The 14,232-nt window shown below is 71.6% G+C and carries 12 protein-coding genes; 1 reads left to right on the top strand and 11 read right to left on the bottom strand.

All coding sequences use genetic code 11. From position 1 onward, the window contains the following. Position 1 precedes the first annotated feature (1 nt). Positions 2–556 (top strand): type IV toxin-antitoxin system AbiEi family antitoxin, encoded by a 555-nt coding sequence (locus tag ACYVJ0_RS01215; RefSeq protein ID WP_460815462.1) that lies wholly within the window; start codon positions 2–4, stop codon positions 554–556. On the opposite strand, the gene ACYVJ0_RS01210 is transcribed toward ACYVJ0_RS01215, so the two are convergent. From ACYVJ0_RS01210 to ileS, 11 genes are all read right to left on the bottom strand, one after another. Next, positions 535–2,784, bottom strand: coding sequence for a RelA/SpoT family protein (locus ACYVJ0_RS01210; RefSeq protein ID WP_460815459.1), 2,250 nt, complete (start codon positions 2,782–2,784; stop codon positions 535–537). The two genes, ACYVJ0_RS01215 and ACYVJ0_RS01210, sit on opposite strands and share 22 nt — an antisense overlap. A 55-nt stretch (positions 2,785–2,839) precedes the next feature. Beyond that, entirely contained in the window at positions 2,840–3,829 is a 990-nt protein-coding gene (secF, locus tag ACYVJ0_RS01205; protein WP_460815457.1) for a protein translocase subunit SecF, read from the bottom strand. Next, positions 3,829–5,544 (bottom strand): protein translocase subunit SecD, encoded by a 1,716-nt coding sequence (gene secD / locus ACYVJ0_RS01200; RefSeq protein WP_460815455.1) that lies wholly within the window; start codon positions 5,542–5,544, stop codon positions 3,829–3,831. Before secD ends, secF begins: the two co-directional genes overlap by 1 nt. 21 nt (positions 5,545–5,565) lie before the next feature. After that, complete coding sequence (locus tag ACYVJ0_RS01195; RefSeq protein WP_449853191.1) at positions 5,566–5,976, bottom strand: preprotein translocase subunit YajC; 411 nt, start codon at positions 5,974–5,976, stop codon at positions 5,566–5,568. 97 nt (positions 5,977–6,073) lie between these two features. Beyond that, entirely contained in the window at positions 6,074–7,114 is a 1,041-nt protein-coding gene (gene ruvB / locus ACYVJ0_RS01190) for a Holliday junction branch migration DNA helicase RuvB (RefSeq protein WP_460815453.1), read from the bottom strand. Further along, entirely contained in the window at positions 7,107–7,724 is a 618-nt protein-coding gene (gene ruvA / locus ACYVJ0_RS01185) for a Holliday junction branch migration protein RuvA (protein ID WP_460815451.1), read from the bottom strand. The genes ruvB and ruvA overlap by 8 nt, the downstream gene beginning before the upstream one ends. Before the next feature lie 136 nt (positions 7,725–7,860). Next, positions 7,861–8,415 carry a crossover junction endodeoxyribonuclease RuvC gene (gene ruvC / locus ACYVJ0_RS01180; RefSeq protein ID WP_460815621.1) on the bottom strand — a complete coding sequence of 185 codons (555 nt, stop codon included), beginning with the start codon at positions 8,413–8,415 and terminating at the stop codon, positions 7,861–7,863. A gap of 185 nt (positions 8,416–8,600) precedes the next feature. Then, positions 8,601–9,014 (bottom strand): nucleoside-diphosphate kinase, encoded by a 414-nt coding sequence (gene ndk / locus ACYVJ0_RS01175; protein WP_460815449.1) that lies wholly within the window; start codon positions 9,012–9,014, stop codon positions 8,601–8,603. Between the two features lie 41 nt (positions 9,015–9,055). After that, positions 9,056–9,436 (bottom strand): DUF4233 domain-containing protein, encoded by a 381-nt coding sequence (locus ACYVJ0_RS01170; RefSeq protein WP_460815447.1) that lies wholly within the window; start codon positions 9,434–9,436, stop codon positions 9,056–9,058. Further along, entirely contained in the window at positions 9,433–10,785 is a 1,353-nt protein-coding gene (locus tag ACYVJ0_RS01165) for a bifunctional folylpolyglutamate synthase/dihydrofolate synthase (RefSeq protein WP_460815445.1), read from the bottom strand. The genes ACYVJ0_RS01170 and ACYVJ0_RS01165 overlap by 4 nt, the downstream gene beginning before the upstream one ends. Beyond that, complete coding sequence (ileS, locus tag ACYVJ0_RS01160; protein ID WP_460815443.1) at positions 10,782–14,120, bottom strand: isoleucine--tRNA ligase; 3,339 nt, start codon at positions 14,118–14,120, stop codon at positions 10,782–10,784. The genes ACYVJ0_RS01165 and ileS overlap by 4 nt, the downstream gene beginning before the upstream one ends. Positions 14,121–14,232: the final 112 nt, after the last annotated feature.

Raw genomic sequence — 14,232 nt, 5'->3', positions numbered from 1 at the left:
CATGCGGATCTACTTCCCGGCGCCCGGCGAGCTCTCGGCCCCCGAGCTGCGCGCGGCGGGCCTGGACGGCGAGCTCGTGCCGCTCGGGCTCGGCTGGGTCCCGGCCGACGCGGTCCAGACGCCCGCCCTGCGGGCCGCGTCGCTCGCGCCGCTGGTCACGCCGGGCCTGGCCGCCGTGGGGCTCACCGCGGCGTGGGTCCACGGTGCGCTCGACCAGCTGCCGCTGCCGTGCCAGGCGCAGCGCGCGACGGCGGGCGGGGCGCGCCGGGCCGGCGGCGGCGCGCTGCACGTGCGCGACGCGCTGCTGCCCGCCGACGACCAGGAGGCCACGGTCGGCGTGCGGGTCAGCACGCCTGCCCGCACCCTCGTCGACCTCACGGGCGACGAGATCGCGGGCGCCGCCGCGGCGCGCCCTCGGGCGGAGGCGATCCGCCGGCTCGCCGCCGATCCGGGCATCCTCGCCGCCGCGATCGCCGTCGCGCGGCGCCGCGCGCGCATGCCGCGCCGACCCGAGATCCTGGCGCGGCTGCGCGCTCAGGAGGACGTGACGCGGTAGACGTCGTACACGCCGTCGATGCGGCGCACGGAGCTCAGCACGCGGTCGAGGTGCACCGAGTCGCCCATCTCGAACACGTAGCGGCTGATCGCCAGCCGCTCCTTCGTCGTCGACACGTTCGCCGAGAGGATGTTGACGTGGTTCTCGCTGAGCACGCGCGTGATGTCGGAGAGCAGCCCGGAGCGGTCGAGGGCCTCGACCTGGATCTGCACGAGGAACACGCTCTTGGTCGTCGTGCCCCAGGTCACGTCGATGAGGCGCTCGGCGTCCTCCTTCAGCGACTTCACGTTGGTGCAGTCCGCGCGATGCACCGAGACGCCGGAGCCGCGCGTGATGAATCCGACGATCTCGTCGCCCGGCACGGGCGTGCAGCACTTCGCGAGCTTGACGAGGATGTCGTCGGCCCCCCGCACGAGCACGCCGGATTCGCCGCCCCGGCCGCGCCGCTGCGCGGGCGGGGCCGGCAGCTCGATGGGCCCGGTGACCGGCTCGCTCGTCTCGAGCAGGCCCTGCACCTTCTCGAGCACGGACTGGCTCGACACGTGGCCCTCGCCGACGGCGGCGTACAGCGCCGAGACGTCGTCGTAGTGCAGCTCGTGCGCGACGTCGCCGAGCGAATCCTTGAGCTGCTGCAGCGGCAGGTGGTGCCGGCGCATCGCGCGCAGCAGCGAGTCCTTGCCCTGCTCGATCGCCTCCTCGCGGCGCTCCTTCGTGAACCAGCCGCGGATCTTGTTGCGCGCGCGCGTGCTCTTGACGAACGTGAGCCAGTCCTGGCTGGGCCCGGCGTCGGGGTTCTTGGAGGTCAGCACCTCGACGGCGTCGCCCGAGCGCAGCTGCGACTCGAGCGGCACGAGCCGGCCGTTCACCTTCGCGCCCATCGTGCGGTGGCCGATCTCGGTGTGCACCGCGTATGCGAAGTCCACGGGCGTCGCGCCCGCCGGGAGCCCGATCACGCGGCCCTTCGGGGTGAAGACGTACACCTCCTTGGCGCCGATCTCGAACCGCAGCGAGTCGAGGAACTCCCCCGGGTCCTTCGTCTCGGCCTGCCAGTCCGAGATGCGCGCGAGCCATGCCATGTCCTGGCTCGAGGCGCGCTCGTCCTGCTTGCCGCTCGTGGCGGACATCCGCTCCTTGTACTTCCAGTGCGCCGCGACGCCGAACTCGGCCTGCTGGTGCATCTCCTGCGTGCGGATCTGGATCTCGACGGTGCGGCCGCCGGGACCGATCACCGTGGTGTGCAGCGAACGGTACAGGTTGAACTTGGGGGTGGCGATGTAGTCCTTGAAGCGGCCGGGCAGCGGCGTCCAGCGCGCGTGGATGGCGCCGAGCACCGCGTAGCAGTCGCGCACCGTGCTCACGATGACGCGGATTCCGATGAGATCGTAGATGTCGTCGAAGTCGCGGCCGCGCACGACCATCTTCTGGTAGACCGAGTACAGCTGCTTGGGCCGGCCCGACACAGTGCCCTTCACCCGCAGGGACTGCAGGTCGCTGCCGACATCGTCGATCACGTGCTGCACGTACTGCTCGCGCTGCGGCGTGCGCTGCTTCACGAGGCTGTCGATCTCGTTGTAGATCTTCGGGTGCAGCACGGCGAACGAGAGGTCCTCGAGCTCGGACTTGATGGCCTGGATGCCGAGGCGATGCGCGAGCGGCGCGTAGATCTCGAGGGTCTCGGTGGCCTTCTTCTTCGCCTTCTCGGGCGGCACGAAGCCCCACGTGCGGGCGTTGTGCAGGCGGTCGGCGAGCTTGATGACGAGCACGCGGATGTCCTTCGACATCGCGACGATCATCTTGCGGACGGTCTCGGCCTGCGCGCTCTCGCCGTACTTGACCTTGTCGAGCTTGGTGACGCCGTCGACGAGCAGCGCGACCTCGTCGCCGAACTCCGCGCGCAGCTCGTCGAGGGGGTAGCCCGTGTCCTCGACCGTGTCGTGCAGCAGCGCCGCCGCGATCGCGCGCGGGCCGAGCCCGAGATCGGCGAGGATCTGCGACACCGCGAGCGGATGCGTGATGTACGGCTCGCCGCTCTGGCGCTTCTGGCCGCGGTGCTTCTCGTCGGCCACGCGGTACGCGCGCTCGATGATGGCGAGGTCGCCGCGCGGGTGGTTCGCCTTGACCGTCGTGATGAGCTTCGTCAGGTCGGCGTGGCGGGGGGCGCGCGAGAAGATGCGCGGCACCAGACGTCGCAGGGACGACGTCGACGCCGGCTGCACGGTATCGACCATCGCTCGCCTCCCCCAGCCCGCGGACTCGTTAATCCTACGCCCGCGGGCGAAGGGCTCAGGCGGTCCGAGCCGCACGCTCGCGTGCGTCGCGCACTCGCGCGTCGCGCTGCCGGACGGCGGGCTCCCGCTCGCGCAGCAGCGAGTACAGCGGGGCGGCCACGAACAGCGTCGAGTACGTCGCGACGATGATGCCGACGAAGATCGACAGCGAGATGTCCGAGAGCGTGTCGGCCCCCAGCCACAGCGCGCCGATGAAGAGGATCGCGGCCACGGGCAGCGCGGCGACGATCGACGTGTTGATCGAGCGCACGAGGGTCTGGTTCACCGCGAGGTTCACGGATTCGCCGAACGTGCGATCGGAGATCTCCCCGTCGTCGCGCGTGTTCTCCCTGATCTTGTCGAACACGACGGTCGTGTCATACAGCGAGTACGCCAGGATCGTGAGGAAGCCGATGACCGCCGCCGGCGAGACCTCGAAGCCGGCGAGGGCGTAGATGCCGATCGTCACGACGAGCACGTCCACGACGCCGACGATGGCCGCGACCGACATCTTCCAGGTGCGGAAGTAGATCGCGAGGATCAGGAACGTCAGCGCCAGGAAGATGCCGAGCCCCCACAGCGACTGCCGCGTGACGTCCGCACCCCAGGTGGGGCCGATGAACGACGACGTGATCTCGTCGGCGGAGACGCCGTACGCCTCGGCCAGTGCGTCGCTGAGCTCGCGCGCGTCGTCGTCGCCCAGCTGCGCGGTCTGGACGCGGATGTCCTGGCCGCCGATCGTGGTGACCCGAGCCGCCGACTCCGGCACGATCTCGTCGACCACGTCGGTGGCGATGAGCTGGTCCGTCGTCTCGGGGGCGGAGATCGTGAACTGCGATCCGCCCGTGAACTCGATCGACGGCGAGATGCCGCGCACGAAGGGCACGAGCGCCGAGAGCAGCACGAGTGCGATGGCGATGAGGAACCACAGGTTGCGCCGTCCCACGAAGGGGAACGAGGTCTTGCCGGTGTAGAGGTCGTTGCCGAGCTCGTTGAATGAGCGCATCAGGCGTCTCCCTCCCCCGTCTTGCCGGGTTTCTCGGCGGCCGCGAGCTCGGCGGCCCGCTTGCGCTCTGCGATGGTCTGGCGGCGCTCGGCCTCGGCGACGGAGCGCTTGGCCCTGGCCACGGGCGCGACCGACCGCTTGAACTCCGCGCGGCCGCGGTAGACCGCGCCCAGCGCGGCGGGGTCGAGGCCCGAGAGGCGGTGCCCGCCGCCGAAGAAGCGCGTGCGGGCGATGAGCTGCATGACCGGGTGCGTGAAGATCACGAAGATGAGCACGTCGAGCGCGGTCGTGACGCCGAGGGTGAAGGCGAAGCCCTTCACCGTCGCGTCGGCGAGGATGTACAGCACGACCGCCGCGAGCACGTTGATCGACTTCGAGATGTAGATCGTGCGCTTGGCGCGATCCCATCCGTCCTCGACGGCCGACGTGATCGACTTTCCGTCGCGTAGCTCGTCGCGGATGCGCTCGAAGTACACGATGAACGAGTCGGCCGTGAAGCCGATCGTCACGATGAGGCCCGCGACGCCCGCGAGCGACAGGCGGTAGCCGAGACGCCACGAGAGCAGGCAGAGCAGGATGTACGTGAGCACGCCCATCACCACGAGCGACGCGATGATGACCGAGCCGAGCGCGCGGTACGACAGCAGCGAGTAGAGCGCCACGAGCGCGAGGCCGATGAGGCCGGCGAGGAGGCCGATCTGCAGCTGCTGCTCGCCGAGGGTGGCCGAGATGGTGTCGGAGCTGACCACCGTGAAGCTCAGCGGCAGCGCGCCGAACTTGAGCTGATCGGCGAGCTCCGAGGCGCTCTCCTGGTTGAACGATCCCGAGATGCTCGGGCGGCCGTCCATGATGACCGCGTTCATCTGCGGGGCCGAGATGACGTCGCCGTCCAGGACGAACGCGAACATGCTGCGCGGGTCGGACGGGTTCTGCTGCCCGAGCGCGTAGAGGCGCTGGCTGACCTGACCGAACACGGTGGTGCCGTGGTCGTCGAGGTCGAGCTGCACGGCCCACTGGCCGCTCGTCTGGTCCACGGTCGCGGCGGCGTCGTCGATGGAATCGCCCGTGATCTCCACCGGGCCGAGCACGTACTTCGAGCCCGCGCCGTCACATGCGATGACGGGCTCGCCGGCCGCCGCCGACGCGGGGTCGACGTCCGGATCGGCGCAGTCGAACGCGAGGTAGCGGGACCACAGGTAGTCCGACACCCAGTTCGGATCGGACCCGTCGGTCGGCTCGATGGAGGGCGTCGCGGGCAGCGCGGTGTCCGGCGCCGGGTATGGCGTCTCCTCGCCGTCCTCGCCCACGAAGCTCGTGGCCGCATCGCCCGCGTAGATGACCGAGCGCAGCTCGAGCTGCGCGCTCGCCTCGATCCGGTCGCGCGTCTCGTCGTCGATGCGCCCGGGCATCTGCACGACGATGTTGCGCGCGCCCTGGGTCGTGACCTCGGCCTCGGCGACGCCCGACGCGTCGACGCGCTGGCGGATGATCGACACCGCCTGCTGCATCTGCTCGCCCGACGGGTCCGCGCCCTCGGTCTGCGCCTCGAGCACGATCTGCGTGCCGCCCTGCAGGTCGAGCGCGAGCTCGGGCAGCCAGGACGACTGCTTGAACACGTACACGCCGAGCGCGTTGGCGCCCGCGAGCACGGCGGTCAGGATGAGGAGTCCCGTCAGGGCGCGCCACGCGCGCCGCACAGGGGTCGGTGTCGCCACGTCTCAGCTTCCGTGCGGGGGTTACTTGGCGTCGTCGTCGCCGCGGAGCTTCTCGATGCGCTCCCCGTTGAGCGTGTAGCCGTCGGCGTCCGTGGTCTCCTGCTCGGTGACGTCGTCGTCGGTCGCGACGTCCTCCGCCTCGTCCGCGGCGGTCTCGGCGGCCACCGTCTCGGGCACCAGATCCACCGCCTGCGCGTGCACCTCGGCGATCACGCCGGGGGCGATCTCCACCTTGGCCGGCTGCGTGAGGTCCTCGGCGTCGAACTCGACGAGCGTGCCGAACAGGCCCGAACGCGTCATGACGCGCGCGCCCGGCACCATCTGCGTGCGGCGCTGCTCCTCCAGCTCCTGGCGCTTCTTGGCGTTGCGGCGCGAGCTGATGAACATGAACACGACCATCACGGCCAAGACGACGAGGAGGAGCAGATTCATGTCCATACGGATGCAGCGACCTTTCGGGGGTGGACGCCCGCCGTCGGCGGCGAGAGCGTGAGAGACGCCGAGTCGGGCCGGCGCAAGTCTTCAGCGATTATAGGTCATCGAGGGGAACGGGCCCCGACGCCCCGAGCGGGTGCGCGACGCCCAGATGCGCGTACGCCTCCGGCGTCGCGACCCGCCCGCGCGGCGTGCGGCCCATGAAGCCGATGCGCACGAGGTACGGCTCCACGACGCTCTCGACGGTGTCGGCCTCCTCGCCGACGGCCACGGCGAGCGTGCTCAGCCCGACGGGTCCGCCGCGGAAGCGGCGCACGAGCGCGTCGAGCACGGCGCGGTCGAGCCGGTCGAGGCCGATCGCGTCGACGTCGTACAGCTCCAGGGCGGCGCGCACGTCGCTCAGCTCGGGCGCCGCGCCGTGCGCGTGCACGAGTGCGTAGTCGCGCACGCGGCGCAGCAGGCGGTTGGCGATGCGCGGCGTGCCGCGCGAGCGCATGGCGATCTCGGCCCGCTGTTCCGGGCCGAGCCGTACCCCGAGCATGGCCGCCGAGCGCTCGACGACGCGCTCCAGCTCCTCGGGCTCGTAGAACTCCAGGTGCGCCGTGAAGCCGAAGCGATCCCGCAGCGGGTTGGGAAGCAGGCCCGAGCGCGTCGTGGCGCCCACGAGCGTGAACGGCGCGAGGTCGAGCGGGATGCTCGTCGCGCCAGCGCCCTTGCCCACCATGATGTCGATCCGGAAGTCCTCCATGGCCAGATAGAGCATCTCCTCGGCGGAGCGCGCCATGCGGTGGATCTCGTCGATGAAGAGCACCTCGCCGGGCGTGAGGCTTGACAGGAGCGCGGCCAGATCGCCCGCGTGCTGGATCGCCGGGCCGCTCGACATGCGCAGCGGGCGGGCGCTCTCGTGCGCGACGATCATCGCGAGCGTCGTCTTGCCGAGGCCCGGAGGGCCCGCGAGCAGGATGTGGTCGGCGGGGCGATCCTGGATCCGCGCCGCGTCGAGCAGCAGCTGCAGCTGGCCGCGCACCTTGTGCTGGCCGACGAAGTCCGCCAGGCTGGCCGGCCGCAGCGCGCCCTCGATCGCCAGCTCGGTCTCGTCCTGCGGCTGGGGCGAGGCGGCGTCGCGCTCAGACACGGGCACCGCCGTTCGCCGGCCCGAGTGCCGCGAGTGTGAGGCGCAGCAGGGCCTGGACGGAGGCGCGGTCGGCCTCCGAGGCCCCCTCGGCGGCGGCCGCGACGGCCTCGCCGGCCACGCGCTCGGGCCAGCCGAGTCCCGCGAGGGCCTGCGTCACCTGGGCCAGGACGTCTCCGGCCACGCCCTGCGGGGCGGCGGCGGGGGCCGACGGCGGCGCGAGCTTGCCCTGCAGCTGCACGGCGATCAGCTTGGCCGTCTTGGGCCCGATGCCCGACACCTTCCGGAACGGTCGGTCGTCTTCGGCCTGCACGGCCTCCGCGATCCGGTCGATGCTCATGGCCCCCAGCACGCCGAGCGCCGACTTCGGTCCGACGCCGCTCACGCCGAGCAGCGTGCCGAACACGTCGAGCTCGGCACGGGTGGCGAAGCCGAAGAGCGACAGCGCGTCCTCGCGCACGATCAGGTGGGTGTGCAGCGCCAGCTCCTCCCCCGGCCGCGCGCCGCGGGCGACCTCGGGCACCACGGCCACGGAGAAGCCGACCCCGCCGACGTCGAGCACCACCGAGTCGAGGCCGGCGTGCAGGACGTCGCCGCGCAGGAACGAGATCATGCCTCCACCCTACGCATCCGTTCGCACATCCGTTCGAGCCACGCGGATTCCCCGTCCCCCTGCCGCGAGACAGCAACTGCGCGCCGAGACCGCGTCGTTACGCCGCTGTCTCGGCTCCCGATGCTGTCTCGCCGATTCAGCGGCGCGCCGGGGCGCGGCGGGAGCGCTTCTCGGCCTCGGCCCACGCGCGCTGCGCCGGGGTGAGCGCGCCCTCGGGTGCGGCCGCGGGGGCGCCCCGCCACGCGTGGCAGAGCGCGAGCGCGAGGGCATCGGCCGCGTCGGCCGGTTTGGGCAGCTCGTCGAGCCGCAGCACGCGCGCCACCATGTGCTGCACCTGCGCCTTGTCCGCCGACCCGTAGCCCGTGATGGCGGCCTTGACCTCGCTCGGCGTGTGCGTCGCGGCGGGGATGCCGTGCTCCGCCGCGAGCATGAGCGCCACGCCCGAGGCCTGCGCCGTGCCCATGACGGTCTGCAGGTTGTGCTGCGCGAACACGCGCTCGACCGCGAGCACCTCGGGTCGGTGCGCGGCGAGGGCCTCGCGGATGCCGCGCGCGATCGCGGCAAGCCGCTCCGCCACCGGTGCGTCCGGCGCCGAGCGGATCACGCCGACGTGCACGAGCGTGGCCGAGCGGTCGCGCGCGACGTCGACGATCCCGACGCCGCAGCGCGTCAGCCCCGGATCGATGCCCATGATGCGCCGCGTGCTCACCCCGCCACGCTAAGCGCCCCCTCCCGCGGGCCGGTGAGGCGCGCGGAAGGGGGCGCTGACGCAGTGGCGCACGATGCTCGCACTTCGACTCCGGTCGCTTCGCGCCCTCCGCTCAGTGTTGACCCGTCACGCATCAACGCCGCTGCGCGGCATTGATCCGCGCCGCGTCAAAACCAGATCTCGAGCTCGCGCGCGGCCGACTCGGGCGAGTCCGAGCCGTGCACGAGGTTCTGCTGCACGGCCACGCCCCAGTCGCGGCCGTAGTCGCCGCGGATCGTGCCGGGTGCGGCGGTGGTGGGATCCGTCGTGCCGGCGAGCGAGCGGAAGCCCTCGATGACGCGGTTGCCGGCGACCCGGATCGCGACGACGGGCCCCGACATCATGAACTCCAGGAGCGGCTCGTAGAACGGCTTGCCCTCGTGCTCGGCGTAGTGCTTCGCGAGGAGCTCGCGGCTGGGCTCGACCAGCCGGATGTCGACGAGGGAGTAGCCCTTCGCCTCGATGCGAGCCAGGATCGCGCCCGTCAGGCCGCGCGCGACGCCGTCGGGCTTGACGAGGACGAGGGTCTCTTCGGTGGCCATGGATGGTCCCTTCGTGTGTTGCGGATCTCGAGCCGGCGACGTCAGCCGTCGGCTCCGGCGCGCTGCGCGCTCACGCGGCGCTCGATGCGCGCCCCACCGATCGTCGCATACGCCCACATCCCGCCGAAGATCAGCGCGATGAGCAGGATCGCCGGCACGAGCAGCGCGCCGAGGGCGACGACCGCCTGCAGCGCCCAGCCGAGGGCGAATCCCCAGTCCCAGCGCAGCAGACCGGAGACGGCGAACATGAGGACCGCGACCACCGATCCGGCGACGATCCCCCACCAGGAGGGCATGCCGTCCGGCATCGCCTGGAGCCCGTGCACGGTGAGGCCGCCGAGGAAGACGACGATCGCCTCGAACACGAGCACGACCTGGCCCAGCTTCTCGGGCAGCGGGCGGTAGCGGAGCGGGCGGCTCATGCGCTCCACCCCGACTTCCAGTCCTCGCCCTCGGCCAGCACGAGCGCCTCGCCCGCGAGCACGACGGATCCGGCGACCACGACGCCGCGCTTCGGTGCCGATGCGGCCCACTCGCGCGCCGCGTCGGCGGCGTCGGCCAGACTCGGGTGGACCGTCACGCGCAGTCCGGCGGCCTCGGCCGTGTCGGCGAGGTCGTCCGGTGAGGCCGACCGGTCGGACTCGGGGTTCGTCGCGAACACGTGCGCCGCGACGGGCGCGAGCTGCGCCACGATGCCGGCCGCGTCCTTGTCGGCGAGCACACCGAGCACGACGCCCCACTCCTCGAAGTCGAAGGACTCGCGCAGCGCCTGCGCCAGCGCGGCGGCGCCGTGCGGGTTGTGCGCCGCGTCGACGACGACCGTCGGATCGATGCCCACCAGCTGCAGGCGCCCGGGAGAGGTGGCCTCCTGCAGCCCCTCCGTGAGCACCTCGTCCGTGATCGCCTGCGAGGCGTCGCCGATCAGCGCCTCCACGGCCGCGATCGCGAGCGCCGCGTTCTCGCCCTGATGGCGACCGAGGATCGGCAGGTACTGCTCGGCGTACTCGCCGGCGAGCCCGCGCACCGTGATGAGCTGGCCGCCCACGGCGAGCTTCTGCTCGGCGAGCGCGAACTCGCGGCCTTCGAGCGCCAGGTTCGCCTCGCGCTCCCCCGCCACCCGGCGCAGCACGGCCTCGGCGGCCGGCACCTGACGCGCCGAGACGACGCGCGCGCCCTGCTTGATGATGCCGGCCTTCACCTCGGCGATCTTCTCGATCGTGCCGCCCAGGCGATCCGCGTGATCCATGTCGATGGGTGTGAACACCGCGACGTCGCCGTCGGCCGTGTTGGTCGAGTCCCACGATCCGCCCATGCCCACCTCGAGCACGAGCACGTCCACGGGCGCGTCGGCGCAGGCGACGAACGCGAGCACGGTGAGCAGCTCGAAGAACGTCAGCGGCTCGTCCCCCGCCTCACGCAGTTCGGCGTCGACCATGCCGACGAAGGGCTCGATCTCGTCCCACGCGTCGGCCACGGCCGCGTCCGCGATCGGCTCGCCGTCGACCTGGATGCGCTCCGTGAAGCGCTCCAGGTGCGGGCTCGTGAACAGGCCCGTGCGCAGCCCGTGCGCGCGCACGAGACTCTCGATCATCCGCGCCGTCGAGGTCTTGCCGTTCGTGCCCGTGATGTGCACGACGCGGTACGTGCGCTGCGGGTCGTCCAGCAGCTCGAGCACGCGCGCGGTGCGCTCCTTGCGCGGCTGCACCCAGCGCTCGCCCGCCCGCGCGAGCAGCGCCTCGTAGACGGCGTCGGCGCGTTCCCGGTCGTTCATCGCTCTCCGATCTCGGCGGCTTCAATGACCACGCGGGTCACGGCCACCTGGAAGTCGCCGGCGTTGGCATACGTGCCGGCCGGCACGGTCGCGACGTGCTCGGCGTCGCCGCCGAACGCGCCGTCGCGCACCTCCGCCTCGACGGCCAGCGTCTCGCCCGCCACGTCCGCGGCGTCGAACGCCTGCCGCACGGCGGCGGCGTCGTCGGCCGACGCGAACGCCAGCTCGAGGCGGATCCGGTCGCTCACGTCGAAGCCCGCGGCCTTGCGGGTGTCCTGCACGGCGCGGATGATGTCGCGGGCCAGGCCCTCGGCGGCCAGCTCGGGCGTCACCACCGTGTCGAGCAGCACGAGGCCGCCGCCCGGCAGCAGCGCGAGCGCCTCGCCCTCGGGTCGGCCCGTGGTCTCGAGCACGAGCTCGTACTCCCCGTCCTGCAGCTCGATGCCGCCGGCCGTGACCACGCCGTCGCGCTCGGACCAGTCGCCCGACTTCGACGCCGCGATCACCTGCTGCACCTGCTTGCCGATGCGCGGGCCGAGCGCGCGCGCGTTGACCGTGAGGCGGTGCGAGATGCCGTAGGCCGCCGCGGTGTCCTCGCCGAACTCGACGAGCGAGACGCTCTTGACGTTCAGCTCGTCGCGCAGGATGTCCTCGAACTGCGTGAGCTCGGCGGCGCCGGGCACGACGACGGTGAGCCGCGCGAGCGGCAGCCGCACGCGCAGCCCCTCCTTCTTGCGCAGCGCGTTGGCGACGCTCGAGACCTCGCGCACGGCGTCCATCGCGCGGCGGATGTCCGCGGCCGGCGCGAACTCGGCCGCGTCGGGCCAGTCGGTCAGGTGCACGCTGCGCCCGCCCGTGAGGCCCTGCCACACGCGCTCGGACACGAGCGGGATGAGCGGCGCGGCGACCCGGCACAGGGTCTCGAGCACCGTGTAGAGCGTGTCGAACGCCTCCGTGCTCTTCGGATCGTCGGTCACGCCCGTCCAGAACCGGTCGCGCGAGCGGCGGATGTACCAGTTGGTCAGCACCTCGGCGAAGTCGCGGAGGCGGGCGGACGCCGTCGTCGAGTCGAGCTTCTCGAGGTCGTCGGCGACGTCGCGCACGAGGTCGCCGAGCAGCGCGAGGATGTGCCGATCCAGCACGTCCGTCGAGTCGGTGCGGCGCGTCGCCTCGTAGCCGGCGGCGTTCGCGTAGGTCGAGAAGAAGTACCACGAGTTCCACAGCGGCAGCAGGAACTCGCGCACGCCGGCGCGGATCCCCTCCTCCGTGACGATGAGGTTGCCGCCGCGCAGCACGCTCGACGACATGAGGAACCAGCGCATGGCGTCGGAGCCGTCGCGATCGAACACCTCCGACACGTCGGGGTAGTTGCGCAGCGACTTCGACATCTTCTGCCCGTCGTTGCCGAGCACGATGCCGTGGCACGAGACGCCGGTGAACGCGGGGCGGTCGAACAGGGCCGTGGAGAGCACGTGCATGACGTAGAACCAGCCGCGCGTCTGGCCGATGTACTCGACGATGAAGTCGGCCGGCGCGTGCGCGTCGAACCAGTCCTTGTTCTCGAACGGGTAGTGCACCTGCGCGAAGGGCATCGATCCGGAGTCGAACCAGACGTCGAAGACGTCCTCGATCCGGCGCATCGTGCTCCGCCCCGTCGGGTCGTCGGGGTTCGGGCGCGTCAGCTCGTCGATGTACGGGCGGTGCAGGTCGACCTCTCCGCGCTCGTTGCGCGGCAGCCGGCCGAAATCGCGCTCGATCTCCTCGAGCGAGCCGTACACGTCCACGCGCGGGTGGTTCGGGTCGTCCGACTTCCACACCGGGATGGGCGAGCCCCAGAACCGGTTGCGGCTGATCGACCAGTCGCGCGCGCCCTCGAGCCACTTGCCGAACTGGCCGTGCTTGACGTTCTCGGGCGCCCACGTGATCTGCTCGTTGTTCGCGAGCAGGCGGTCCTTGATGTCGGTGACGCGCACGAACCAGCTCGAGACGGCCTTGTAGATGAGGGGGTTCCGGCAGCGCCAGCAGTGCGGGTAGCTGTGCTCGTAGGACTGCAGGCGCAGCAGCCGGCCCTCGCCGCGCAGCTTGCGCACGATGTCCATGTTGGCGTCGAGCCACAGCTGACCGGCGAAGTCCGGGACGAACGGCAGGAAGCGGCCGTCGTCGCCGAGCGAGACGATCGTCGGGATGCCGGCGGCGTCATTCAGGCGCTTGTCGTCCTCACCGTAGGCGGGCGCCTGGTGCACGAGGCCGGTGCCGTCGGACGTCGTGACGTAGTCGTCGACGAGGATCTGCCACGCGTTCTGCATGCCCCACGTCTCGACGTCGGCGAAGTAGTCGAACAGCGGCTCGAAGCGCACGCCGCCCAGCTCCGTGCCCGGCACGCGGATGCGGATCGCGGCGCGGGCGTCGTCGGCGGACTCGTAGCCCAGGTCCTTCGCGTAGCCGGCGAGCAGATCCTCGGCGAGCAGGAACTCGGCGCCCTCGGCGCCTTCCTTCGCGCCGTTCGGCCCGACGGGCACGACCGCGTACGAGATGGCGGGCCCCACCGCGAGCGACGCGTTCGTCGGCAGGGTCCATGGCGTCGTCGTCCACGCGAGCGCGCGCACGCCCTCGAGGCCCAGCGCGTGCGCCTTCTCGCCCGTGAGCGGGAACGACACCGTCACCGACGGGTCCTGCCGCATCTGGTAGACGTCGTCGTCCATGCGCAGCTCGTGGTTGGACAGCGGCGTCTGGTCGCGCCAGCAGTACGGCAGCACGCGGTACCCCTCGTACGCGAGGCCCTTGTCGTGCAGCGTCTTGAACGCCCACAGCACGCTCTCCATGAACGTGGGATTGAGCGTCTTGTAGCCGTTTTCGAAGTCCACCCAGCGGGCCTGGCGCGTGACGTACGCCTCCCACTCGTCCATGTAGCGCAGCACCGACGCGCGGGCCTTGCCGTTGAACGCCGCGATGCCCATGTCGACGATCTCGCTCTTCTCGGTGATCCCGAGCTGCTTCATCGCCTCGAGCTCGGCCGGCAGGCCGTGCGTGTCCCAGCCGAAGACGCGGTCGACCTTCCGTCCGCGCATGGTCTGGAAGCGCGGGAAGAGGTCCTTGGCGTACCCGGTGAGCAGGTGGCCGTAGTGCGGCAGGCCGTTGGCGAACGGCGGGCCGTCGTAGAACACCCACTCGTCGGCGCCCTCGCGCTGCGCGATCGAGGCGCGGAACGTGTCGTCCGCCTCCCAGAAGCCGAGGATGTCGCGCTCGATGTCCGGGAAGCGCGGGCTCGCCGCGACGCTCGACGGGGCGGCGGCCTGCTCGGCCGCGGGTCCGAACGGGGACTTCGGGTAGGTCATCTCACTCCAGCAGTTCCAAGGGGACTGCGAGGACGACCCGTGCTGTGCAGCCCCGGCCGCGGTACCACCCCGCGTTGCGACGCGTCCCGGAGGACACGCCACCACTCTCACT

This window comes from Microbacterium petrolearium (assembly GCF_054782875.1).
Note: the sequence above shows the minus strand (reverse complement) of the source record. Positions and strands in the feature narration are given on the sequence as shown.